This is a genomic window from Robiginitalea insularis, from assembly GCF_052497835.1.
Map to the genome: position 1 here is coordinate 885,027 of NZ_CP199296.1, position 23,334 is coordinate 908,360.

The 23,334-nt window shown below is 46.4% G+C and carries 21 protein-coding genes and 3 tRNA genes; 6 read left to right on the forward strand and 18 right to left on the reverse strand.

The features are described 5' to 3' along the window. Positions 1–77: 77 nt before the first annotated feature. The 8 genes from ACT6NV_RS04020 to ACT6NV_RS04055 all read right to left on the reverse strand — a co-directional run bounded on the left by ACT6NV_RS04020 (position 78) and on the right by ACT6NV_RS04055 (position 8,391). Positions 78–554: a hypothetical protein gene (locus ACT6NV_RS04020; RefSeq protein WP_445385981.1), complete on the reverse strand. Its 477-nt coding sequence runs from the start codon at positions 552–554 to the stop codon at positions 78–80. Positions 555–629: 75 nt separating this feature from the next. Beyond that, complete coding sequence (locus ACT6NV_RS04025) at positions 630–1,169, reverse strand: DUF4287 domain-containing protein (protein ID WP_445385982.1); 540 nt, start codon at positions 1,167–1,169, stop codon at positions 630–632. 124 nt (positions 1,170–1,293) lie between these two features. Beyond that, positions 1,294–1,389: transfer RNA gene (locus tag ACT6NV_RS04030), tRNA-Leu, on the reverse strand. An 88-nt stretch (positions 1,390–1,477) separates the two neighbouring features. Then, positions 1,478–1,559 (reverse strand) — tRNA-Leu (locus ACT6NV_RS04035). A gap of 110 nt (positions 1,560–1,669) precedes the next feature. Continuing rightward, positions 1,670–1,751: transfer RNA gene (locus ACT6NV_RS04040), tRNA-Leu, on the reverse strand. A gap of 169 nt (positions 1,752–1,920) precedes the next feature. Next, on the reverse strand, positions 1,921–3,606 hold the full coding sequence (locus ACT6NV_RS04045; protein ID WP_445385983.1) for an adenylate/guanylate cyclase domain-containing protein: 1,686 nt from the start codon (positions 3,604–3,606) through the stop codon (positions 1,921–1,923). Between the two features lie 9 nt (positions 3,607–3,615). Next, complete coding sequence (locus ACT6NV_RS04050) at positions 3,616–3,993, reverse strand: response regulator transcription factor (RefSeq protein ID WP_445385984.1); 378 nt, start codon at positions 3,991–3,993, stop codon at positions 3,616–3,618. Between the two features lie 33 nt (positions 3,994–4,026). Beyond that, positions 4,027–8,391: a response regulator gene (locus ACT6NV_RS04055; RefSeq protein WP_445385985.1), complete on the reverse strand. Its 4,365-nt coding sequence runs from the start codon at positions 8,389–8,391 to the stop codon at positions 4,027–4,029. Positions 8,392–8,529: 138 nt separating this feature from the next. On the opposite strand from ACT6NV_RS04055, the gene ACT6NV_RS04060 reads away from it, so the two are divergent. The 4 genes from ACT6NV_RS04060 (at position 8,530) to ACT6NV_RS04075 (ending at position 13,018) form a co-directional block, all read left to right on the forward strand. Next, complete coding sequence (locus tag ACT6NV_RS04060) at positions 8,530–9,921, forward strand: dipeptidase (protein ID WP_445385986.1); 1,392 nt, start codon at positions 8,530–8,532, stop codon at positions 9,919–9,921. 85 nt (positions 9,922–10,006) lie between these two features. Next, entirely contained in the window at positions 10,007–10,372 is a 366-nt protein-coding gene (locus tag ACT6NV_RS04065; RefSeq protein WP_445385987.1) for a BlaI/MecI/CopY family transcriptional regulator, read from the forward strand. 2 nt (positions 10,373–10,374) lie between these two features. Continuing rightward, entirely contained in the window at positions 10,375–11,817 is a 1,443-nt protein-coding gene (locus tag ACT6NV_RS04070; RefSeq protein ID WP_445385988.1) for a M56 family metallopeptidase, read from the forward strand. 97 nt (positions 11,818–11,914) lie between these two features. Next, on the forward strand, positions 11,915–13,018 hold the full coding sequence (locus tag ACT6NV_RS04075; RefSeq protein ID WP_445385989.1) for a DUF4407 domain-containing protein: 1,104 nt from the start codon (positions 11,915–11,917) through the stop codon (positions 13,016–13,018). Positions 13,019–13,132: 114 nt separating this feature from the next. On the opposite strand, the gene ACT6NV_RS04080 is transcribed toward ACT6NV_RS04075, so the two are convergent. The 8 genes from ACT6NV_RS04080 to ACT6NV_RS04115 all read right to left on the reverse strand — a co-directional run bounded on the left by ACT6NV_RS04080 (position 13,133) and on the right by ACT6NV_RS04115 (position 19,453). Then, positions 13,133–14,917, reverse strand: coding sequence for a MutS-related protein (locus ACT6NV_RS04080; RefSeq protein ID WP_445385990.1), 1,785 nt, complete (start codon positions 14,915–14,917; stop codon positions 13,133–13,135). Next, a complete protein-coding gene (locus ACT6NV_RS04085) occupies positions 14,914–15,273 on the reverse strand; it encodes an MmcQ/YjbR family DNA-binding protein (protein ID WP_445386666.1) in 360 nt (119 codons plus the stop codon). Before ACT6NV_RS04085 ends, ACT6NV_RS04080 begins: the two co-directional genes overlap by 4 nt. 1 nt (position 15,274) lies before the next feature. Continuing rightward, positions 15,275–15,694, reverse strand: coding sequence for a Dabb family protein (locus ACT6NV_RS04090; protein WP_445385991.1), 420 nt, complete (start codon positions 15,692–15,694; stop codon positions 15,275–15,277). After that, positions 15,691–16,335, reverse strand: coding sequence for a DUF4230 domain-containing protein (locus tag ACT6NV_RS04095; protein ID WP_445385992.1), 645 nt, complete (start codon positions 16,333–16,335; stop codon positions 15,691–15,693). Before ACT6NV_RS04095 ends, ACT6NV_RS04090 begins: the two co-directional genes overlap by 4 nt. Positions 16,336–16,450: 115 nt before the next feature. Beyond that, positions 16,451–17,212, reverse strand: a complete 762-nt coding sequence (locus tag ACT6NV_RS04100; protein ID WP_445385993.1) for a cyclase family protein — start codon at positions 17,210–17,212, stop codon at positions 16,451–16,453. Positions 17,213–17,215: 3 nt separating this feature from the next. Then, on the reverse strand, positions 17,216–18,349 hold the full coding sequence (gene hemW, locus ACT6NV_RS04105; RefSeq protein WP_445385994.1) for a radical SAM family heme chaperone HemW: 1,134 nt from the start codon (positions 18,347–18,349) through the stop codon (positions 17,216–17,218). A 56-nt stretch (positions 18,350–18,405) separates the two neighbouring features. After that, the gene (gene ruvC, locus ACT6NV_RS04110) at positions 18,406–18,972 is read right to left on the reverse strand and encodes a crossover junction endodeoxyribonuclease RuvC (RefSeq protein WP_445385995.1); all 567 of its coding nucleotides are present in this window, start codon (positions 18,970–18,972) and stop codon (positions 18,406–18,408) included. Then, the gene (locus ACT6NV_RS04115) at positions 18,965–19,453 is read right to left on the reverse strand and encodes a hypothetical protein (protein WP_445385996.1); all 489 of its coding nucleotides are present in this window, start codon (positions 19,451–19,453) and stop codon (positions 18,965–18,967) included. The genes ruvC and ACT6NV_RS04115 overlap by 8 nt, the downstream gene beginning before the upstream one ends. A gap of 218 nt (positions 19,454–19,671) precedes the next feature. Between ACT6NV_RS04115 and ACT6NV_RS04120 the strand changes: the two genes are divergently transcribed. Next, the gene (locus ACT6NV_RS04120; protein WP_445385997.1) at positions 19,672–20,187 is read left to right on the forward strand and encodes a DUF456 domain-containing protein; all 516 of its coding nucleotides are present in this window, start codon (positions 19,672–19,674) and stop codon (positions 20,185–20,187) included. Between the two features lies 1 nt (position 20,188). Here ACT6NV_RS04120 and ACT6NV_RS04125 read toward each other — a convergent pair whose 3' ends face one another. Both ACT6NV_RS04125 and ACT6NV_RS04130 read right to left on the reverse strand, forming a co-directional pair. After that, positions 20,189–20,740: a nitroreductase family protein gene (locus tag ACT6NV_RS04125; RefSeq protein WP_445385998.1), complete on the reverse strand. Its 552-nt coding sequence runs from the start codon at positions 20,738–20,740 to the stop codon at positions 20,189–20,191. Positions 20,741–20,769: 29 nt separating this feature from the next. Next, positions 20,770–21,669, reverse strand: coding sequence for a LysR substrate-binding domain-containing protein (locus tag ACT6NV_RS04130; protein WP_445385999.1), 900 nt, complete (start codon positions 21,667–21,669; stop codon positions 20,770–20,772). An 80-nt stretch (positions 21,670–21,749) separates the two neighbouring features. On the opposite strand from ACT6NV_RS04130, the gene hutH reads away from it, so the two are divergent. Further along, positions 21,750–23,330: a histidine ammonia-lyase gene (gene hutH, locus ACT6NV_RS04135; protein ID WP_445386000.1), complete on the forward strand. Its 1,581-nt coding sequence runs from the start codon at positions 21,750–21,752 to the stop codon at positions 23,328–23,330. The last annotated feature ends 4 nt before the right edge of the window (positions 23,331–23,334 follow it).

Sequence of the window (23,334 nt, forward strand, 5' to 3'; positions counted from 1 at the left end):
ACCATGGGGTTATACCCCAATGCAGTTTATGGCTGTAAAACTATTAAATTATTCTATGGGTATTCGTAAGAAGGCAATCATTGTTTCCTTCCTTTTAAAAAGGAAAAAAGCATATTCAGGACAAAGACAAGTTGTGCCAGGGCTGTAAGCATAAAAACGGCAAGTACCAGCCAGTTGATCCTTCGATTCATAAAATAGGCCTGCATTTGTTGTTCAACGTTTTCAAAAAAATCAGGGCCTTCGGGTACGGGCCTTGAACTTCCGAAAAGAAAAAATACAAAAAGGGCACTCAGGCCCAAAGCCATTAACAATACATGGGCCACAGTCAACATATCTGATAGTGGTATTTTCCTGCGTTTAAAAAACCAGTAAACCAAGCCGGTCAAAACGGTAGTAAGGGCCAGAAACAAAGCAAAGAGCGGGTAAGCAACAACGAAATAGGTGCCTGCCAGGTCAAAGTCTACCGATTCCTGCCGAAACAGGAAAATGGAGAGCAGGAAAACAAAGGCTATTAGCCAGAAAAAATACTCCGGATGGCTGATGATTTTTTTCACAATGCTATTTAATTGTATTGAAGCTTTTTGAATACATCATTCAGCTTCTTAATATTGGTATCCAATAGCTTCCTTTCAGGATCCTTCATAGGCCTCCTTTATCCAGGACAGCAGTTCCTTATCCACTTCTTCAGTGCTGTGGAGTTGCACCCTGTGGGTGCACATGCTACCAAATGGACCGGAATCTCCCAGCCGTTCATTTGTGGCCTTCCCGGGTAATTTCAATCCCAGATCGATCCTGGATTTTGTAGCTGGTTTAACAAGGGCAAACTGGCGTTTGCGGATAAAACTTACACTTCCTTTTTTTGGGCTAACCGTTATATCCTCCCCAAACTTAAGAATGCCGGATTTAAGCATTTCATAGATTGGGAACAGATGTTCTTTCCCTTTGTATTGGGCGGCTACCAAATCTTCGGGTGAACTGTCTTCAGACTTGGATAAACTTACAATGGTATTTGCAAAACCATGGGTTATTCCGTGTTCCTTCTTTAGATAATTAACTGCCTCAGAATGTTTTGTGAAAGCCTTCTTTTTAAGAACCACTTTCCACTCTTCCAGGGATTTCCCTGTTTTTTCGGGCATATTGGCTATCATAGTCTGGAGGGCCTGGTCCATGCTTTTCAGTTTTATTTCTCCCTGAAAGATCAGGGATGCCAATTTAACTACAGTAAGTTACGATTTTTGGAGATATGCGGGAGACACAAACAAAAAACCCGTCCTAAGGGACGGGCTTTAAGTGTACAGGTGAAAGGACTCGAACCTTCACGCCTTGCGGCACTAGTACCTGAAACTAGCGTGTCTACCCCCCGATAGCTATCGGGGCCACCACACCGGCGCCTAAGCCAAAAAATCCATTGATATGTATGCGTAATATCAGATGATGCACAACAAAAAACCCGTCCTAGAGGGACGGGCTTTAAACGTACAGGTGAAAGGACTCGAACCTTCACGCCTTGCGGCACTAGTACCTGAAACTAGCGTGTCTACCAATTCCACCACACCTGCATTTTGACATTGGTTGCCAATTGGGCGACAAATGTAGTAATTTTTCGGTGTCTCCTACAAAAAGAAAATAAAAAAAGCCATCCCATCTTGGATAGCTTTTTTTTGAGTTGTACAGGCGGAGAGACTCGAACTCTCACACCTTTCGGCACTAGATCCTAAGTCTAGCGTGTCTACCAATTCCACCACGCCTGCAACTAAGTTCCCGGAACGGAATCTTGTTTTCCGATAAGGGACTGCAAATATAATTCAATTTTCAATATTTACCAGAGCTTCCACAATTAATACTTCAGACCATTTGTATTGACTAATAAAGGGGTATAAGTACTGGCAAGCTGTTAGTATCTGTAAATGGGTTAAGGGGTTACTTAAAGGTCATGGTCTCCACCCCTTTCCAGTTATCCTCTATTTCCTGGGTGATCAGATGGGCAGACCTGTTTAGGAATAGTTTTGCTGGTTGGTCGCTGGTATTCTTTTTGAAGATTTCCTGAAAACTAACTGCAGCCATGGCAAATTCTTTTTTAAAAAACAAATCCATGGCCCGGTCAAAATTCTTCAGGTTAGACAATTTATGATCTTGCAATTCCTGTTCATCCCCATTGATACATTCATACAATTTGATTGGTTTCTTTTTCCCCTTCAACTGTACCTTTCCCAGGTATCTGAAATCGAATTCTTCGGGAGCTAACATGTTATCCAAACACTCCTGGGTAAGTAAAATAGTTGTCCCGTAATGCTTGGAAAGTCCTTCAATACGAGCAGCGGTATTTACGGTATCCGAAATGATGGCTGCATCCAGGCGTTCCCGGTCGCCTGTGATCCCGAGAATTAACTTCCCACTCTGCATTCCCACGCCCACCTTTACCGGTTGCCTATTCTTCAGTGCCCTTTCGTTATTGTATTCCCTCAATGCAGCCTGCATCTCTACCGATGCATTCAGGGCCCCCTGTGACCCTTCGGTAAACAAAGCCATAAAGCCATCGCCCAGGTATTGCATAATAAATCCGCCGTTTTTGCGAATAATGGGTCCCATCCGATTATTAAAGGAATTCACAAATAAAAAGTTATCAGTGGGGCTCAGGTTCTCTGAGATACTGGTAAAGTCCCGGATATCCACAAAAACCACAGTAACCTCTCGTTCCACCTGGTCCCCCAGGAAAACCTCCGTGATTTTTGCCTTCCCCAGGGACTTAATAAATTCTGATGGGACAAACTTCTGGCTTATGTCGTGAATTTTCCGGATGGCTTCCTCCCGCTCCTGTACTTCCTTTAGTCCTTTTTGATACAGATGGGCACTTTCTATCGCAGTAGCAGACTGCAGGGCAATGGTGGTCAGTAATTTTAATTCGGCAGCCGTATACTCAATTGAATCCTGATGTCCCAGCAGGACCATTCCGAGGGTACGGTGCTTTACTTTCAGAGGCGCATACATAACTGTCTTTAAATGCTGCAGGGCCGGATTACTGGCTATACGCTCTGCCGGAACAATTGAAGAGGTACCCTTCTTTATCAATTCCTTGAGCATGTTGTTCTGGCTGTCTATAAAATCCTGTCGCCTGGGGTTTTGTCCGAACTGGGCTATACTGATCACCCTGTCTTGTTCGGCCTCGTACATCAGGAAAAGCCCGTGGGTCATCTCAATAATCTGGGAGGCCTCCTGCAGCGCCACCTGCGCGATGGATTCGGCGTCAATCTTCTCAGATATCATCTCGCTCAGCCCATAGATCATATTGATTTCCCGATAAAGCCCAAGTACTTCTTTCCCGATATTCTTCTTTTCCCATTCCTTCTGAAACAGCAATAACAAGGTGTCGCTTAAGAGTAACGCCCCTTCTTCGGAGTAATAGAACTTTCCCAGGGTGATCTCTTCAAATTTTAAAGGGCAGGCGTGTTTCATGCCTTCGGGATTACCCCATAAAACAGTACCTCCGGTATCTTCAACACTAAAACGATGTCCGCTTTTATGGGAAATCTCGCTTAATATTTTCACGGAAGCTTCATCGCGCTTAAGGATGTACTTGAGTGTTCTTAATGCGGTTTTCTGGATCATTATCGGGTCTTATCCTCTTAAAACAGATTCAGCAACGGATAACATTTCATCCGGGTCAAAGGGTTTGGTCATGTATTTGTCCGCCCCCATCTCAAGACCTTTTTGCCGATCTACCTCTTGTCCCTTGGCAGTTAATAAAACAATATAAATATCAGACAGGTTCAGCTCCTTTTTTACCTTCTGGCAAACCTGCATCCCGTTCATTTTTGGCATCATTACATCCAGGAATACGAGGTTGGGCCGCTCCTTCTGGATCAGGTTGAGGGCATCTTCCCCATTTTCAGCAAAGAGCAGTTCAACCCCTTCGTCTTCCAGGTCTTCCAGGGTTTGTTCGATCAGCATCCTGATATGGGCTTCATCATCTACAATTAGCAATTTTTTATCCATGTTATTTTCTAAGGTTTTTAAATGAATACAAGGCTACTGATAAACAAAAAACATCACATTTTCCATCCCCTTCTGGAATTTGAGTTCCTTGATGGATTTGTCTCCGTTTTCGTGCAGGGAGTTGAGCATAATAATATCCGGTTTGATTTCAGATGCAGTTTCCAGCAATTTGTCCGGATTGGCTTCAACCACCTTGTATCCCCGTGCTGTAAGCACGTCTGTTAGCGATTTAACCGTTGAGGCGTCTTCGTCCACTACCAATACCCTTTTTTTGGATACTCCCTGCTCCAATAGTTCGTCAACTTCGTGAAAGAGCTTTTCTGTATCGATGGGCTTGGTCAGGTAGCGGTCTACCCCTATCTTCAGTCCCCGTTCCTTGTCCTGAACAATGGAGAGGATTATGATGGGAATATCCATGGTAGCCGGGTCGTTTTTCAATACGGCTGCTACGTCAAAACCATTGATTTCGGGCATCATCACATCCAGGATAATGAGGTCGGGTTTGCTCACCCGAACCATGTCAAGGGCGGCCTTCCCGTCCGCTGCCTCCTTCACGTTGTATCCTGCATCCGATAGTTCCTGCCGCAGCAGGGAACGGATAGGCGTATCATCATCAACCACCAGGATAGTCGGGACATCCTCCAGGGTTTTTTTCGAACTGTGCTTGATCTGTTTTTTAAGGCTCTTCAGGATGCGTTCCAATTGAATGGGTTGCTCATTGCTTTCACCCAGTGTCGGCACAGAGAAAAAGAAGGTGCTGCCAACATTCAATTCACTGTTCATCCAGATAATCCCACCGTGATGCTCTATAATTTCCCTGCAAATGGGAAGTCCCAGACCTGTACCCTGAGGCTTGTCGGTTAAGGTATCCCCGGCCTGCCGGAACCGTTCGAATACCTTGTGCTTGTCTGCTTCGGAGATACCTATCCCTGTATCCTGAACCTCCACGATGATTTGCCCCTTATCCTGGTATGCCTCAATGGTAACTGTCCCCTTCTCCGTGAACTTGACGGCATTGGAGAGGAGGTTGATAACCACCTGAATCAGTTTATCCTCATCCCCGCTGATCAGGGGCAGGTCTTTCGGTATTTTTTTCTTTAATGCCAGCTTCTTATTCTCAAACAGGGAAGAGGTGGCCGAAATAGCCCTGCTCAGGACATCCTGTATAAAAATGGGTTTCATGTTCCAGTCCATCCGTCCGGATTCGATCTTGGCCAGATCCAGAACATCATTTATCAGGCTGGTGAGCCGCTCCCCTTCAGAGACCACTACCTCCAGGTTTTCGCTTACCTGTTTCATGGTCTTCTTGATCTTCTGATCGTCAACGCTAACTGCCGGGAAAATTTTGTCTTCCAACCGTTTGCGGATAATTTTGGCAAAGCCCAGCACAGAAGTTAGAGGGGTTCGCAACTCATGGCTTACCGTTGACAAGAATGCACTTTTTGCCTCGTTGGCATCTTCTGCCCTGGCCTTGGCTTCTTTGGCTTCTTCATAGAGCTCCGCATTGTGCAGAGCAACCCCCACATTTATGGCGATAGTGCCCAGCAAGTTCTTATCCTCTTCATTGAAGCGTCCTTCTTGGGTCATACTCTGTACACTTAGGACGCCAATAATATCATCCTCAACAGAAATGGGAACCCCCAGGTAGGAAACTGCCTGTTTACCGGTTTGTTTTAAGCCGTATTTATCATATTCTGCTACAATATCCTTGTCTTTATTAATCAGTAACGGTTCCCCTGTCTGGATAATACGGGAAGTAAGCCCTTCCCCTAATTTCATGGGGGGCATATTATCCCCGTCCTGATAGGGAAAATTGATAATATTTGTTTCCTTGTCCAGAATGGCCAGGTAGGTAATGTCTGATTTGAATACTTCCTTCATCTTGTCTCCCACCAACTCTATTAGTTTGTTGAGCTCCAGCTTGTCGTTCAGTGCCTGGCTGACGGAATTCACCGTAGCCAGTTCGTTCAATCTCTGTTGTACTTCACTTGTACGGAGCTCCACTTTATCTTCCAGCATCTTGCGCTGGGCGATCAGCAGCCCGGTCCGGACTTTAACCACAAAATAGACGATGGCCATAAACAACAACAGGTAGAGCATATAGGCCCACCAGGTGCGGTACCAGGGGTAACTGATGGAAAAGGGAACGGAAACCGCTTCAGACACTTCCCCGTAAATGTTTCTCGCTTTTACGCTGAATGTATAGGATCCGGGAGGGAGGTTAATGTATTCACGTGAAGTTTGCAGAGTCCAATCAGACCAATCAGAATCAAAACCAGAGAGCCTTGTGCTGTACTGTATATTCTTCTGTCCTATAAATAGTGGAGCTGCGTATCCAAAGTTGACGGAATTCAAATCATAGTGGAAATCCAGGTTTTCAGGAACACCAATATTACCCCCGTAAACAAGAGAATCCCCGGCTATGGCGATACTTCTGATATCTGTATGGAAGGCTGGGATGGTCGGAGTTTCCAGATTCCCTTCGTATCGGATAGCTCCATCTGGCCCTGAGAACCAAATTACGCGAGAACCATCCGGTTTCGGGTCTTCTGGATAGATTGTAAAGATTTGGAAGTTCTGTAATTCCTTAAAAGTATCCGTATTGGTAACCTGCCACTCCCCATCGATTTTCTCGGCTACCAAGATTCCGGTGCCTGCATTGAATAGCATTTTTCCGTCTGAGGTGATTATAGGACGTGAACCAGGCCGGTCCCAGTCCTGATAGGCATCAAAAAAGACCTTCTTTTTCTCAAATCGATCGGTTTCCGCATTGTAGGTGTAATTTTCTTCTACATCTCCTGCAAAAACATATAGCTCGTTGTCCAGATAATTAAATCCAATCCCAGAATCTGGCAAGCCTTGTTCTTTACTGTAAACCTTATATTCTGAAGCGTCTAGATCTAGTTTACCATCAATATAGGCCGGTATCAACTTAACAATTGTACCTTTTTCCGGCGAGTTTATCCAGAAATATCCTTCAGGAGTCTCTTCTATCAGACTATTGTTGGAAGTAAATTTGGTAGTAGACGATTCCTCTACGAACTGATTGACCTTTTCATTAAAGTAAAAGCTTCGAATCCCCTGTTGGTGCTCCACTATGATGCGATTGGGGTCTGCTTTGGATTGACTTATGAACCGGGCCCTGAAATCATAGTTGATGTTCGGGCGAACCATCTCTACAGTAGTCCCTTTTATTTCAAATAATCCTACCCCATTGGTGCTGGCATAGAGCCGGTCCCTGAACTCAAAGAAATTCCCTACCTGCCCGAGGGTACCAGCGATAAACTTAACCCGTTGTTCTGTTTCGTCCAGGTAGGCCAGGCCATTATTAGTAGCAAAATAGACCCTTCCCTGAAAGCGATAGGTGCCAAAAACGACGGTGTTTAAGCCCATATTCGCATCTATGGAAGTAAAGGTAGAATTCAGGTTTACACTGGAAATACCATTAAAAAGGCACATCCAGAGGACCCCTCTGGAATCTACATAGGTGTAGTCCACACTACCGTCCTGCAAGCCGTTTTCAGGGGTATACTTTTGAATGAGCTTCCCATTCCTGTCGATAAGAAATGCTCCCCTGCTAAAGGTATTTATCACGTATCTCCCATCATCCAGGGCCACCCCGGGAAGGTAAATAACCCCTTCAATAACCTCGTCTATTTCTGTTTTAAAAGGGGTGTAGGTTTCTCCATCAAAGATGAAGAACCCCTGGGTACGCGTTCCTATCATGATCTTATCATCATAGGGGAGAAGGGTGTAGATGCGTTCGCCTGCAAAATTCTCACCCCCTGGCACCAACTCAAAGGTGTCTTCCTCTGTTAAATAGCACAGGCCTTTGTTCCATATCCTTAAATAATATACACCGTGAACGATAGCGCCCACGTGGTACCCTTCTTCTGAAGGGATGACTTTCATGGTTTCCCCGTCCCAGCAATATAATTTAAACTCAGTTCGAAAAATGACCCGCCCATTGTAAAAATCGATTTCCCATACGTCGGCAAAAGATCTGTGCTCTTCCGGGATTTTGTCCACCAGGGAAATAAATTGTATTTCTCCTATTTCATTTGGAGTAAAATATCCGATTTCCCCCTGACCACCTACGTAGATTGTCCCTTTATCATCCCTGACCATACTCCTGCTGGGGCCATTTATATCTATGTTCCTCCAGTTTACCCCGTCAAATTGCATAGGACCATTCTGGTTGGCAAAGTACATGATCCCATTATCGTCTTCCAGCGCCCACCAATTTACAGGAGCTGCCTGATAATCCTGGTATTTGTAATTCGTGATAAGGGGCCTTCCAACCTGCTCCTGAGCATGTAAGGTGTAAAAGGAAAATATGAAGGCAAAAGTCAGGGTATAGAGAACCCCTGAAGGAATTCGAGTTACTTTGGTTTGCATGTTGGTTGGCATTAAGGGGCCTGGGGAGTCAGCCGGATGCTTCTAAAATACAAAAAAAGCAACACACCCGGCGGATTTGTTTTAATACCCGCTGAAATAGTTCTTTTTTGTATGTTTGATTTCTGCAAAACTTTATTCATGGACGACATACAGGCGTATCTATCTGAACACAAAGACCGGTTAATCAATGAGCTTATAAATCTTCTTAAAATTCCCTCCGTAAGTGCAGACCCGGCTTTTTCCCAGGATGTGCTGGATACCGCAGACGCCGTTTACAAGGCATTGGCAGACGCCGGTTGCGATAAGGTTGAGATATGTGAAACCGAAGGGTACCCTATAGTCTATGGTGAAAAAATAAAAGACCCCTCTCTCCCGACCGTATTGGTCTATGGACATTACGACGTGCAGCCACCGGACCCGCTGGACCTTTGGAACTCCCCTCCTTTTGAGCCTGTTATTCAGCAGACGGAAATCCATCCGGAAGGAGCAATTTTTGCCAGGGGTGCCTCTGATGATAAAGGCCAGATGTACATGCATATAAAAGCCTTTGAGTTTATGGTGCGCCAGGACCAGCTTCCCTGCAACGTTAAATTTATGATAGAAGGAGAGGAAGAAGTGGGAAGCAACAGCCTGGTTGAGTTCGTCAAGTCCAATCGGGAAAAGTTATCCAACGATATAATCCTTATTTCGGATACGGGAATGATTTCAAACGAGATCCCGTCTATTACTACAGGGTTGCGTGGGCTGAGTTATGTGGAGGTTACGGTTACAGGGCCTAATAGGGATTTGCATTCGGGATTATACGGTGGGGCGGTAGCCAACCCCATAAATATTCTGGCCAAAATGATTGCCTCCCTGCACGATGAAAACAACCACATTACCATCCCTGGTTTTTACGATAAAGTCATTGAACTCAGCGACAAAGAAAGAAAGCTGATGGCTGAAGCCCCTTTTGATCTGGAGGCCTACAAGAAATCTTTGGATATAGATGCCGTACATGGCGAAAAAGGCTACGTTACCAACGAGCGAAACGCCATCCGCCCTACCCTGGATGTAAATGGAATCTGGGGAGGATATACCGGGGAAGGAGCAAAAACAGTGATCCCTTCCCAGGCACATGCCAAGATTTCCATGCGACTGGTCCCCAACCAGGACTGGAAGGAAATAACAGAGTTATTCTGCAAACATTTTGAACAGATCGCCCCGGAAGGCGTTCGGGTAAGCGTAAGGCCGCACCATGGCGGGCAGGGGTACGTCACCCCCATTGACCATATCGGTTATAAGGCAGCCAGTGAAGCCTACGAAAAAACTTTCGGAAAAACCCCTGTACCCCAGCGCAGTGGAGGCAGTATTCCTATAGTATCCCTTTTTGAGAATGAACTGAACAGCAAAACCATTCTGATGGGCTTTGGTCTGGATAGTGACGCCATCCATTCACCCAATGAACATTTCGGGGTATGGAATTACCTCAAGGGCATAGAAACCATCCCTTATTTCTATAAATACTTTACGGCCCTGAAAAAATCCTGAGGCTGAGAAGTTATAATTTTCATTCTACACTTGTAGTTTTTAAAATTTTATTCTATGTTTGTAGAATATATTCTAATTCTGTAGAATGAAACTATCCAAAGCAGAAGAGGCACTTATGAACTTGTTGTGGGACCAAAAAAAAGCCTTCCTCAAGGATCTTATTGATGCTCATCCGGAACCCAAACCAGCCAGCACTACAGTGGCCACACTGTTAAAGCGTATGACGGACAAGGGATATGTGGCCTACAAAACTTTTGGGAGATCCCGGCAGTATTATCCGCTGGTCCCCAAAAAGGACTACTTTTCGCGCCAACTGAACCGGCTCATTAAAAATTTTTTTAATGACAGCAGCACACAGTTTGCCTCTTTCTTTACCCGGGAGACCAATTTGAATAAACAGCAACTGGAAGAGTTAAAGGCCCTGATTGAGGAAGAAATACAAAAGAAATAAGTATGTGGGAGTATCTTTTTAAAAGCACAGCCTGCCTGTTGGCCTTCTACCTGTTCTTTCAGTATATACTGGAACAGCAACAATGCCATACTTTTAAGAGGTTCTATTTGCTCGGCACTTTGGTCTTTTCTTTGCTGATTCCGCTGCTCACCCTGCCGGAGATTGTTTCCCTATCCGAAATTACCCCCACAGGCTTGGGGCAGGTGACCGTTTATGCATCGGAAGCTAATGTAGAATCTGAATCAGGCTACCTGCAGCTTACACAATGGAAGATGCCGCTTTACCTGGCTGGTTTTTTAATATTCCTTTTTCTTTTCATCTATAACCTCTTCAGACTTCTGCAAAACATTTGGCTCCACCCGAAGGAGGTGCAAAAGAACCACACCAAAGTATTGCTTTCCGAACCCCTGATCCCACACAGTTTCTTCAGGTATATCTTTCTGGATCGCAACGAAGTCAGGGAAAACAAAATACCCGATGAAGTAATCCTGCACGAAGAACAGCACATCCTTCAATATCACAGTATCGACATTTTAGTACTGGAACTATTCAAAACCATCCTTTGGTTCAACCCGCTTCTTTGGTTATACCTGCGAAAAATTAGGCTCAATCACGAATTCCTGGCAGACCGGGCCGTTATTCAGAAAGGCACTCCCGTCGGCCGTTATCAACAAAGCCTCCTGCATTTTTCAAGTCCAAAAAACCAACCGGCATTTGCACATGCCATCAATTATTCATCAATCAAAAAACGAATGGAAATCATGAAAACAACAAAAACAAAAAAACCGTACTCCTGGCGAACTTTTCTTTTGCTGCCCCTGTCTCTCCTGTTATTGTACAGTTTTAGCGGGAGAAATACCCGAATTGAACAGACAGCTGGAACCGATGAACTGAAAAGCGCTTTGGAAATTACTTCAGGGCATCAGGTTAAGCCCGGGAATACCCTGCAGGATGGAGCCAGCAAAGCCCAAATTCAGGAATACAACAAACTGGCCCGCAAATACAATGAGATGCCGGAGGACGAAATGGTAATTGATAAACGCGAAGTGGAACGGATGTATGAACTGTACAATATTATGAGCCAGCCGCAGCGAAAAAAGGCAGAACCCTTCCCAACGCTACCTCCTCCTCCACCTGCGCCAGAACGAGCTTTAAAACCCTCACGAACGCCAGCTCCACCCGCGCCCCCTGCGGGAATTGCACCTCCCAGGCCCCCTAAACCGGAACACCCGGATGTGGAAAGCAAACACAGGCGCACTCCTCCCCCGCCGCCACCGAACCCGGTTGAGCATATCAAAGAGCTAATTGAAGCCGGTGCCGTTTTCTATTACCAGGGGGAGGAGATATCTGACAAGGCCGCTTTAAAATTAGTACAGTCCGATAAATTGCAATCCATAAAGGTTGATCAAAAGGGATTGGGTGCACCCAAAGTAGTACTTGAGTAAATGCAAACACTCCCCTAAACTTAAAATTCTTTCGAAATTTAAGTAACAAAAACCACAAGGCTGCGTTCTAATAGGTACATCATCAAAGAACACTATTATGATACGCAGCTTTTTTATCCTCTGTTCCGGGGCGGACAGGGCGATCCTGGATTCCTGCTCTGAAGGGGAAAAAAATAAATATGCCGGGATTGGCGCCACAGTCTTTTTTACCGCAGTAATGGCCTTTATCGCCAGTGGTTATGCCCTTTACACCGTTTTTGACAATGTTTGGCTGGCTTTGCTTTTTGGCCTGGTCTGGGGCTTGTTGATCTTTAATCTTGACCGCTTTATTGTCTCGACCATGCGAAAACGGGACAATTTCTGGAAAGAGCTTTTACAGGCCAGCCCCAGGATTGTTCTGGCCCTGATCATTGCAGTAGTAATCTCAAAACCCCTGGAACTCAAAATCTTTGAAAAGGAAATCAATCAGGTCCTGCTGGAACAAAAAAATGAAATGACCCTGGCGAACCAGGATCAAATTGCTTTACAATTCACACCTGAAATTGCGGAAAAGCAGGCCGAAATAGACGGCCTGAAAAGAGAGATTACAGAGAAAGAGGCAGAAACCAATGCTTTGTATAGTACCTACATTGCTGAGGCCGAAGGGCGTGAGGGAACCTTGCTGATTGGAAAGGGGCCCGTTTATAAGGAAAAGAGGGAGAAACACGATGCTTCTTTATCCGAACTACAAGCTTTGCGCGAACAGAATATTGCGAAAATTGCCGCTGTAGAGACTGAAATAGCTGCCCTGGAAAGGGGCTATGAAGATGCTGTAAAGAATTCACAACCCATTATAGATGGTTTTGACGGGCTAATGGCCCGCATCAATGCACTGGGGGAACTGGCCTGGTTTCCCAGCTTTTTTATCTTTCTTTTGTTCCTGGCCATTGAAACCGCGCCTATCCTGGTAAAACTCATGAGCCCGAAAGGCCCTTATGATTTGAAACTACAGGATGAAGAGACCACTATTGCCGAATGGGTCACTCAAAAGGTAGATCAGCGAAAGCGCATTACGGAAACAGATCGCATCCTGAACGAAAAAATATATGGGGAAATAGCCGAAGAGGAAGCGGTATATGCCTACAAAAAACAAAAGGCAGAAGAATTGTTGCGCTTACAGGCAGATCGTTTTCAGCAAGCTCAGATAAAGGGTATTTCATAAAACCGTATTTTCTATGGGGCGCCCCCTAAACCCACTATTACTAAAATACCGTTCCAAACTGCAACAAGCAAGCACAGACCCTTGCCACCTTGCGGGAAAACCGGCTTAAACCATTCAGGTTTTATCGTCGGAAATAATCCCCATTTTCTGCAAGAGATAGGAGGCGTTCATATTGGTACAAATTCCCTGTTGCAAACGGTAATCAAAAAAGAGTTCGCCCTCCCGGATCTGCACATCAAAGAAGTAGTTTTCCACCTGCGGCATTTCATCAGCCAACTCGCATAAGCTAAGGTCATGCGTTGCAATTACCCCAACAGCCTTCAGTTTGAGAAGGCGTTTGACAAATTGCCTGGAACCAGCAGCTTTATCCTTGCTGTTGGTGCCCTTGAGGATTTCGTCCAGGATCACAAAATAAGGCCTGCCTTCCAGAGCCTGCACTATTTGCTTCAACCTTTTGAGTTCAGCAAAAAAGTAGGACTCACTTCTGCTGAGTGAGTCGGTTGTCCGCATGGAACTGAGTAGCGGGATTGGCTTGTAAGCCATAGAAGCAGCACATACCGGAAGCCCGGTATTCGCCATTACCAGGGCCAGCCCCAGGGTCCTTAAAAAAGTACTTTTCCCGGCCATGTTTGCCCCGGTGATGATATAAAATGTCTCCTGCCCGATATTGAGATCATTGGCTACCCTGGAAGCCTCAGGCAGCAATGGATGGGCCAATCCTTCAACCTTCAGAGCCAACCCGTTTTCGTTTGGAACCGGAAAAGAAAAGCCGGGATGGTTGTAGGCAAAATTTGCCAGACTGTTCCAGGCATCAAAAGAGGAGAGACTGCTTAACCAGACAGGCACTTGTTTTCCATAATTCCCGATCCATTTCTCGATGGCACCTACCTGCCGTAAATCCCAAAGGAAAAAGCCATTGCCAATAACCGCAACCAGGAGGTTGTTTCGTTGGTCAAGGGCCGTAAGGAGCCGGTCAAATTCTCTTAAGATTTGTGAAACCTTATTTTTATCATACAGCATCTTTTGCTGTTCTTCTACAAGGAGTGCAGACTTGTATTCCATAGATTCCACAAGGGCAACCAGCCGCTTTAGCTGCAGGAAGGTATTCTGGATTTTTGCCGTTTGATCGGAGAGCCGTTGAATCCTTTTCAAATAGGGAAGATTTAGCAGTAGTCCGCCAAAAAAAAGCAGCACAAGCCACCAATACGAGATGAACCCAAACAGGAGCAGTATTGAAACCAGGATGGATGCGCTACTGTATATCAGAGGAAGCCAGCGGATCCTGCGCGGGATAAAGGCCTCATATCCTTCAAACCATTCGGTTATGGCGGTAAAGGGTATTTCAGATTTGAGCAACCGGGAAGTAACCGTGTATTCCTGCCGCCATTCCATTTGCCCTGCGAGTTCCTGTATGGCAGCCTGTTTCCGGGATATTTGTGTGATATCATTCGATGTAAGGCGCCGGGCTAATTCTTTCCTACCCGATTCCAGGCCCGTCCGGTTGATGTATTGAAAAAAGGAACCCTTCCCGAAAAGATCGAGGTCATCACTATATCCATGGGTAATATCCCGAAATTCCTTTCCCTCGGGCAAGTGGTAGAAATTGCCTTGCAGGACCTGCAGTTCTGTTTCATTCAGGTCTATCAAATGCCTGGTTTTATCCCATTCGTATTTTAATTCCTGATGCCGGGAGACCAGGAACAGAAAGAGGGCGAAAAGGACAACCGCTCCCAACAGAAATACCTGTGACTCAGCAAAGGCATAATACAGGCATCCGGCCATAAACCCAAATACCAGCAGCCGCATCAGGGAAGAGAGTTGTAATCGCCTTTTTTGAAGGCTTAAGGACAGCCCCAGGTTCGATATCCTTTTTTGGTAGGTAGCTTCGGGGGAATTCACTGGAGTTCACTGAGGGTTTGCTGTACCTTCTTGGGCAGGGAAGCCACAATCAATTCGTAGGAATGGTCGGTCAGTTCCAGCAAAAGTTTTGCCGGGATTTGTTCCATAAAAATGGTGTTCCAGTGTTGCTTGTTTAAATGATAGCCCGGAATGACCCGGCCGTCAAACTGCTCACGCAGCTCAATAGCCCTTTCCGGATCGCATTTTAAACTGACCTTTGGGGGAATGGCATCCAGGGAGGCCAGGGCAAACATCTTGTTCATGACTTTAAAAACCAAAGTGACCTCATCAAAAGGAAAGCTCTCCGTAACGCCCTTTTTTGATAAACAATACCCCCTGAATTCATCAATATGCATACTATTCGGGTGATTTTTCCAGTCCTGTGGCATCATAGACCACTACTTTTTTCCATAGCGGACCGGCTTCTTTTATAAATTTTAAATGTACTTCCTCCTGCTGATAGGCCTCCTGGTCTTCTGCCGATTCAAAACTCAGGATAAGGGCATAGGTAAAAGAATCATCCACCACCTCACGGCTTGCCTTTGGAGGGGTTCCTATAAATCGGGTGCGGGCATATCTGGATTCGGACAGAAAATCCCACAGGGCTTTCTCAAACCTGGCCCGGTCATCCGGCTTATCCGGGTGATGCAGCCAGAAATAAACAGTGTGCGAAAAAGCAGGGTTGAACTCCAGAAGCGCTTTATTTTCCTGTGCCGTTAACCCCTGGGCAGCAACCATAAGGAATACTAGCAGGATGGTAGTGAAAAGTCTTTTCATTCCGGTTTTTCTTTGGATTTTGTTTTATCGATTTTCAGCTGATGCTGCTCAAGAGTAAGCGCATCGTAATTCAATTTCCAGCCGATGGTTTCGACTATTTTTTCAATGAGCAATACCGCTTCCATGGCTTCCTTGCGCGCACTTTCCATCAGTCCGCTTTCCGGGATTTTATCCCGTATATGGGATTTCGCCTCCTTGTTGAGGCTGGTCATATCCTCAGGGGTAAAGGCATTAAAGAGGCCGTTTTTAATATCGTAGAATTCCAGCTCTGGCTCTATAGAGAGTATTTCGGGTTCCGGAAAATGGGTAAGGAAAATCGTCTTGCGTTCCGTGTCCGAACTGATTTGAAGTTTTTTAAAATCATAGCCGATATGTGCCCGGGCATTGATCACAATCAGGGCTTTCTTTTTGCTGCTGAATAATTTCATGAAGTGATCCCGCCTGTTCTCGTAGCGGTAGATTTCGGCAAAATCCCCCTCAACAGAAATCAGCTTGCAAACTGCACGGATTTTCTCGAGCAAAACGGTAGATTGGTGGGTAGTGATCTCACGAGACCGTTTACGGGTAAAAAAGCTATAGATCCAGTACATAAGTACAGCCCCGGCCAGCAACCCCAGAAAAAGTTCCAATATATCCATCATTACAGGTCCTCTCTTATTGTTTCAACTTATATTTTTTATTTCACCATTAAACCGACCATAAGACTAGCTTAACCCCTGCTTATCTACCCCTTAATTCTTTATGCCCCTAAATTCGTCATTTTTGCCTGATTGGGAACAAAACAGGCCTGCTGGGGCAGGCGTCGTTCTCAAAGGCCGCCATTTGCAGGTTTAGCAAATACAGTCCATCCTCAACTGAGTCGGGCACAAATACCAATTCGGTTATGGTTGCCTGTAGCCTCGGGGTATCGGGAAGTCCCCAAAATGCCTTGTGTGCCGCAAGGGCACCCCCATCCTGCTCCCGGTCAACAGAAGGAAGGTCTATCAGTAAATGTTCAACCCCGCGTTCCCGGATCCAGGCAGCGGCGTCCGCTTCCAGATAAGGGGGGTTACTCCCGGAATAATTAAGGGATTTCTTTGCAGGGCTGTTGGGAAGCGTCCTTATAATCAGTGCCACCACACCTTCATATTTTGCAAACGACTCCAGCTGTTTGCGACTGACCAGGCGGTCGGCCTCCCGTTCTTCTGGTTCCACACTTATCAGTGCGGCCACCATCAGGGGGGGAGGTGGAACGGCATAAACAGATTCCGATGTTTCCCGTATATGCCCCAGACATTCTGTATGCGTGGTATGCGCATGCGGGTTAAAGGCAATATCGTTAAAATTTACCGCTGCCCCCTGGCGGATGCTGCCTGTAAAATCACCTTCGCTGTGGGGTTCAATCCGCGGCGGACCAGCCCCCCAGGCATTCAGGCCCTCCCTCCCATTCCGAACGGGGATTGAAAGGTCAACCCCAGAAGACAGATCTGCCAGGTATTCAGTCTTCTGATACGTAAAAGAAAGGATCTCCGGGCTCATTTTTTATTTTAAATTAACCATAAATAAATCACTTGCAATGCCATCAGCCAGGAATTTACCTTTACGGGTGGTGTAAAGGCTTTTCCCGTCCATAAACAACAGGTGTTCATCCAGATATTGCTGTGCCTGTTTCATCATGTAGGCTTTATAGGTAGGGCCAAATGAATCCTGTATCTGCTGCAGGGAGACGCCCCACTGCGTACGCAACCCCATCATAACCAGCTCATTGTAACGGTCTCTTTGGCTGAGGGTTTCAATTTCACGAAGCGGCTTGCCCACAGCGATCGCCTTGGTATACCGGATATTGTTCGAAATATTCCACATCCTTCTCTGCCCGTCAAAGGAATGGGCCGACGGGCCTATCCCCAGATACGGCTTGCCTTTCCAGTATGCCGTATTGTTTCTCGAGAAAAATCCCGGTTTTCCAAAATTACTGATCTCATAATGCTGGAACCCTTCTGATTCGAGGGCAGACACTAACATTTGAAAAGACGCCTCGCAAAAAGCTTCATCCACATCAGGGCTAATCCCTTTGTCGATAAAGGACTTTAGGGCCGTACCCGGTTCCACGGTCAGGGCATAGGAGGAAATATGTGGCGGATTAAATTCCAGGGCCTGCTTCAGGTTTGCCTCCCAAATATCCAAATTACTGCCCGGGACACCATAGATCAAATCCAGGGAATAATTGGGGAAATGCTGCTGTATCCCTTCCAGGGATTCCAGAGCCTCTTTGGCTGTATGGGCCCGGTTCATCCAGCGGAGCTCCTTTTCATCAAAGCTTTGCACTCCAATACTGAGCCGGTTAATCGGGCTGGCTGCCAATTGTTTTATAATATCGGGTTTGAGGTCGTCCGGATTGGCTTCCAGGGTAATTTCCGGCTCCGGAACTACCTTAAAAATTCTGGATATCAGCTCAATAAAATCTTCTATTTCCCGAACTGACAAAAGAGAGGGGGTACCCCCGCCAAAATAGATGGTTTCAACCGTTTGCTGCCATCCGGCCTCTTTTTGCATTTGCAATTCCTGTTTCATGGCCCCGAGAAGCGGCCCGCGATGTTTCAGGGAGGTCGAAAAATGAAAGTCGCAATAATGACAGGCCTGCCTGCAAAATGGAATATGGAGATAAATGCCGCTCATATGGTTTCATCCTGAAGTGGGGTCCGTTGGACTAAGAGGATGATGGAATTTACAAATTACTTTTTCATCCGCTCCTCATTCTGCCGGACAAAGGCCTCCCAGCCCGTATATTTTTTTCCGATAGTGGGATTCCCCTGATTGTAAAAATGGCATACGGCTGCGGCCAGGCCGTCTGTGCTGTCCAGGTTTTTTGGCAGTGTTTTTAAGCCCAAAACCGACTGCAGCATCCGGGCAACCTGTTCTTTGCTGGCGTTGCCATTACCCGTAATGGCCATCTTTATCTTTTTCGGCAAATATTCCGTGATGGGAACCTGCCGTGACAGGCCTGCAGCCATGGCTACCCCCTGTGCCCTCCCCAGCTTGAGCATAGACTGAACATTTTTTCCATAAAAGGGAGCTTCAATAGCTATTTCATCGGGGTGATAGGTGTCTATCAGCTCCAGGGTGCGGTCAAAAATGAGTTTTAATTTTGTGAATGGGTCTTCGTATTTGCGCAGCAGCAATTCGTTCATCTGAACAAATTCCATCTGCTTGCCACAAACGCTGATAATACCAAATCCCATAATGGTTGTACCGGGATCGATTCCTAAAATAATCTGCTCATTGGGCTGTTGCTTATTCATCTGTTCGTATCACTAAAGGAATTCTGAATTGGGTAGCTACCGGAATCCCCCTCTTGAGTGCCGGTTGTAATCTGGGAAGACTTTTCAGGCTCCTTGATACGATCCCCTCAAACTCCGGATTTTCATTTCGGATGGCTGCATTTTCTTCCATTTCGAGAATCGTAATAGTCCCCTGGTTGTCGATAAGAAAATCAATAAACAGGGTGTCTTTGAGTGACTGCTCGGTTTGGAATTCAAAATCTTGCAGGGTCATGGAAAAATGCATGAGCAGTGTCCTTTCAAAACATTGCCGTTGCTCTTCTTTTGAAACGCTTTCATCACAGGCTTCGAATAAAGGAAACTGATCTACCTCATTCCAGTTGATGGAAGCCAGTTCTTCATCGACCAGTTTCTGGGTCCGCTTCTCACGGGAAGGCAACCACTGGCATCCGCAGAGCAAAAATATCAATGCTAGTATAAGGGTCCCGGACCTGCTGTACATGTTTAAAGCTAATCGGCGGGAAATTACAATTTTTTTGAGGAACAACAGCGGATACCCAAAGTCAAAAAGTCATCGCGATCTGCTGTATTCTGTTGTGATTCCCGTATTGTAGGAAAGGATCAAATCAGTACGATTTAATTTGATTTTCAACAACCTTATATGGTTAGCAGCAATGTAACATTTTAACTACCTTTCTGACCAATTTGTAAAAACAATCCATGGATATTCTTTTGTTGCTGATAGGACTGGCCTGCATGCTGGTAGGGATCCTCGGAAGTTTTCTCCCCGTCCTGCCCGGCCCACCAATCAGCTGGCTGGGCCTGCTTTTCCTTTTCCTTACCAGGGGCGTTCCAAATGACTGGTGGCTGCTCGGTATCACCGCGGTGGTCGCCGTAGTGGTCGTAGCCCTGGATTATTGGATCCCGGCCCTGGGCACCCGAAAATTCGGGGGAAGCCGGGCAGGGATGCTGGGTACCATAATTGGGCTGCTCGTGGCCATTGTCTTTCCCGTTTTGGGTCTTGTTGGGGTCATTATCTGGCCTTTCATTGGGGCACTGGCAGGCGAAATCATCAATAAGTCTGACCGAAAAACGGCACTGAAGGCAGCTTTCGGTTCATTTTTGGGCTTCCTTACCGGAACCTTCCTGAAGTTTATGGTCAGTATTGTCTATTTCGGGATTTTTATACTAAAGGTATGGGACCACAAAGCCACCCTCTTTCCCTATTTTGAATAATCTAAACCCAGCTGATTTTTTCTGAAACAGCACCCCTTTCCCGCGGGGTTAATGCTCCGTCGTAATACCCCATATAAAAGAACCCCAGGCAACGCTCTCCTTCCGCCATTTCAAAAAACTCATCCATATAACGGATCAGTCCGGGAGAACTCCAGTACGCTCCTATTCCAAGGGAATGGGATGTGAGCCACATGTTCTGTACCGCCATAGCCGTTGCCGCTATTTCTTCCCATTCCGGGATCCGCTCTTCTGGGTCCCGCTGCATGCAGATGGCTATGATGGCCCCGGCTTTAGTCGGGTTTTTCTCCAGTTTCCTGATTTTGATATTTTTCGGACGCTGCTCCGTTTGCAGATATTTTTCCTTGAGGAACTGCCCCAGGCGATGTTGGGATTCTCCCTGCAGTACCTTAAAACGCCAGGGTTCCGTTTTTCGGTGGGTAGGTGCCCAGTTGGCCGCTTCAAGCACCTCCAGAAGGATTTCCCTCGGGATGGGTTTTGGAATATATTGATCGGGATAGACCGATCGCCGGGTTTTGATAATATCTGAAATCATATTGCTTATTTTTTTTTCAAAACTACAATTTAAGGTGCCTGCTGTGAAACTTTTAACTGCTCAATGCAATGGTCCAGCACAGGGCTGGAGTGTTCTTTTTTCCAGACCGCAGAAAGTACGGCCCGCTGCGGAATATTACAGAGTTCCAGACAGCGTACGGCCAGCCTAAAGCCCTGGCTGAGAGAGGTAGGGACAATGGCAATACCCAGTTTATTCGCCACCAGTTTAAAGATGGTATGGGCATGAACCGATTTATGGGACACCTCCGGTTGAAAACCGGCATCCTCGCAGATGCTCAATACCGTCTGGTAGTAATCAGGACTATAGGCCGGGCTGAAAAAAATAAAGGGCTCCTCGCGGAACTGCCCGATAGATTTAAAATTTTCTTCCCGGACCGGATGGTCTTCAGGCACCACAATAGAAAAGGTTTCACGAACCACCGGATACAGTTCCAAAGCAGGCGGTACACCCGAAAGGCGCACAAAACCAAGATCCAGTCGTTCTTCAAGAAGCCCCCTTATCTGTGCTCGATTGGACAATTCCTCCAGGCTTGTATGTATTTCCGGATACCGATCCCGTAACTCCAGCAACAAATCCGGGATCACTTTTTGCATGGCCGACCCCAGGAAACCGATTCGGATCTCCCCTGCCAGGCCCTGTCCAATCCGGCCGGTCTGACGGAAAATATATTCCAGGCGGTTCATGTGCGGGCCCAGTTGTTCATAAAAGTACTTGCCGGCAGGTGTGAGCTGTACTTTTCTTCTATCCCGGTCAAAAAGCGAGGTCTCCAATTCACCCTCCAGTTGCTGGATTTGCCGGCTCAGGCCCGGCTGAGAAATATAAAGCGATTCCGCAGCCCGGTGAAAATTGAGTTCCCGGGCCACTGCCATAAAATACCGGAGGTGCCGGAGTTCGATTTGATAATTCATAGTTATCAGTTTATGATATAAATAATATCAATACTTATCAAACATAATATGTATTTTTAATTCTGACAAGCGCCTTTTCAATGACAACCAAAACCAACGTTTTTGCCTTTGGGGAAGACAGGCTTACGGCCGGTATTGCACTGGGCCTGGCCCGGAAAAAAATACAGGGGGTCCTCACCGAACAAACCCGGAAAAAAGTGGCTAAAAGTGAGGCCATTGTACACAACATCGTTCGGGAACGAAAACCCGTGTACGGGATCAATACCGGCTTTGGCCCCTTGTGCACCACCCGAATAAGTACAGCCGATACGAACCTATTACAGCTTAATATTCTAAAAAGCCACAGCGTGGGAGTGGGTGATCCGATTCCTGAGGAAATCGCCAAATTGATGCTTATCCTGAAATTACAGTCGCTGGCCAAAGGATATTCCGGCATAGCTGAAAAAACACTGGACCGTATTTTATGGCATATAGAGGAGGATGCCATTCCCTGTGTACCCGAAAAAGGATCTGTAGGAGCCTCGGGAGACCTGGCTCCCCTGGCGCATTTATTCCTTCCGCTGATTGGTGAAGGGCAGGTGTTTGTAAAGGGAAAACGCATCCCCGCCTCCCTGCTTCTGGAAGAACACGGGCTAAAACCCCTTCCGCTTGGCCCTAAGGAAGGCCTCGCCCTGATAAACGGTACGCAATTCATAGCAGCACATGCAGTTGCAGTATTGGAAAAAATGCACTCCTGCCTGGCACAGGCAGATATTATCGGGGCCATGATGATAGAGGGTCTTCAGGGTTCGGTAAAACCTTTTCAGGAAGAATTACATAACCTCCGGCCCTTTAAAGGATGCCTGCACGTGGCGGAGCGCGTTCGACGATTGCTCAGGGGGTCCGAAATCCTGGAAGACCATATAGACTGCGAGCGGGTTCAGGACCCGTATTCCCTACGCTGTATTCCACAGGTACACGGGGCCTCGCGAAATGCCTGGCTACACCTCAAGGAATTGCTGGAGATAGAATTGAACGCCGTCACGGACAATCCGGTCATTATTGATGATGAGCTTACGATCAGTGGCGGAAATTTCCACGGACAACCCCTTGCCATGGCCCTGGATTACGCCTGCCTGGCCAGCTCGGAGATCGGGAATATATCAGACCGCAGGATCTACCTGGCCCTGGAAGGAAACAACACCGGCCTTCCCAAATTATTGATGAAAGATACGGGGCTCAATTCGGGCTATATGATGCTGCAATACACCTCGGCTGCCCTGGCCAGCGAAAATAAAAGTCTCTGCTTTCCCGCCAGTGCAGACAGTATTCCCACTTCCATGGGGCAGGAAGACCATGTAAGCATGGGTTCCATCAGTGGCCGCAAGGCGTTACAGGTACTTGAAAATATCGAAAAAATCCTGGCAATAGAGCTGCTGACCGCTGCCCAGGCCTTTGAATTCAGGAAACCCCTCAAATCGGGTTGGTTCCTGGAAGAAGCCCATCAACTGGTTCGGTCCAGGGTTTCCTTTGCCGCTGCAGACCGAGTCTTCTCTGAAGATATAGAAAAGGGGATTGAACTGATTCGTTCCCGGATGCTTATCCATATGCTGAACGATCTGTCCGAACAGGAAAAACTAAGCCTGCAAACCCCTTATAACCAAATTTTTGAACAATTCTGAGCCC

Bases quoted from the DNA above. Each gene is read 5' to 3' on its own strand.
- ACT6NV_RS04025 (WP_445385982.1), bottom strand. From the start codon at position 1,169: ATGGACCAGGCCCTCCAGACTATGATAGCCAATATGCCCGAAAAAACA.
- ACT6NV_RS04045 (WP_445385983.1), bottom strand. From the start codon at position 3,606: ATGATCCAGAAAACCGCATTAAGAACACTCAAGTACATCCTTAAGCGC.
- ACT6NV_RS04050 (WP_445385984.1), bottom strand. From the start codon at position 3,993: ATGGATAAAAAATTGCTAATTGTAGATGATGAAGCCCATATCAGGATG.
- ACT6NV_RS04055 (WP_445385985.1), bottom strand. From the start codon at position 8,391: ATGCAAACCAAAGTAACTCGAATTCCTTCAGGGGTTCTCTATACCCTG.
- ACT6NV_RS04060 (WP_445385986.1), top strand. From the start codon at position 8,530: ATGGACGACATACAGGCGTATCTATCTGAACACAAAGACCGGTTAATC.
- ACT6NV_RS04065 (WP_445385987.1), top strand. From the start codon at position 10,007: ATGAAACTATCCAAAGCAGAAGAGGCACTTATGAACTTGTTGTGGGAC.
- ACT6NV_RS04070 (WP_445385988.1), top strand. From the start codon at position 10,375: ATGTGGGAGTATCTTTTTAAAAGCACAGCCTGCCTGTTGGCCTTCTAC.
- ACT6NV_RS04075 (WP_445385989.1), top strand. From the start codon at position 11,915: ATGATACGCAGCTTTTTTATCCTCTGTTCCGGGGCGGACAGGGCGATC.
- ACT6NV_RS04085 (WP_445386666.1), bottom strand. From the start codon at position 15,273: ATGCATATTGATGAATTCAGGGGGTATTGTTTATCAAAAAAGGGCGTT.
- ACT6NV_RS04090 (WP_445385991.1), bottom strand. From the start codon at position 15,694: ATGAAAAGACTTTTCACTACCATCCTGCTAGTATTCCTTATGGTTGCT.
- ACT6NV_RS04095 (WP_445385992.1), bottom strand. From the start codon at position 16,335: ATGATGGATATATTGGAACTTTTTCTGGGGTTGCTGGCCGGGGCTGTA.
- ACT6NV_RS04100 (WP_445385993.1), bottom strand. From the start codon at position 17,212: ATGAGCCCGGAGATCCTTTCTTTTACGTATCAGAAGACTGAATACCTG.
- hemW (WP_445385994.1), bottom strand. From the start codon at position 18,349: ATGAGCGGCATTTATCTCCATATTCCATTTTGCAGGCAGGCCTGTCAT.
- ruvC (WP_445385995.1), bottom strand. From the start codon at position 18,972: ATGAATAAGCAACAGCCCAATGAGCAGATTATTTTAGGAATCGATCCC.
- ACT6NV_RS04115 (WP_445385996.1), bottom strand. From the start codon at position 19,453: ATGTACAGCAGGTCCGGGACCCTTATACTAGCATTGATATTTTTGCTC.
- ACT6NV_RS04120 (WP_445385997.1), top strand. From the start codon at position 19,672: ATGGATATTCTTTTGTTGCTGATAGGACTGGCCTGCATGCTGGTAGGG.
- ACT6NV_RS04125 (WP_445385998.1), bottom strand. From the start codon at position 20,740: ATGATTTCAGATATTATCAAAACCCGGCGATCGGTCTATCCCGATCAA.
- ACT6NV_RS04130 (WP_445385999.1), bottom strand. From the start codon at position 21,669: ATGAATTATCAAATCGAACTCCGGCACCTCCGGTATTTTATGGCAGTG.
- hutH (WP_445386000.1), top strand. From the start codon at position 21,750: ATGACAACCAAAACCAACGTTTTTGCCTTTGGGGAAGACAGGCTTACG.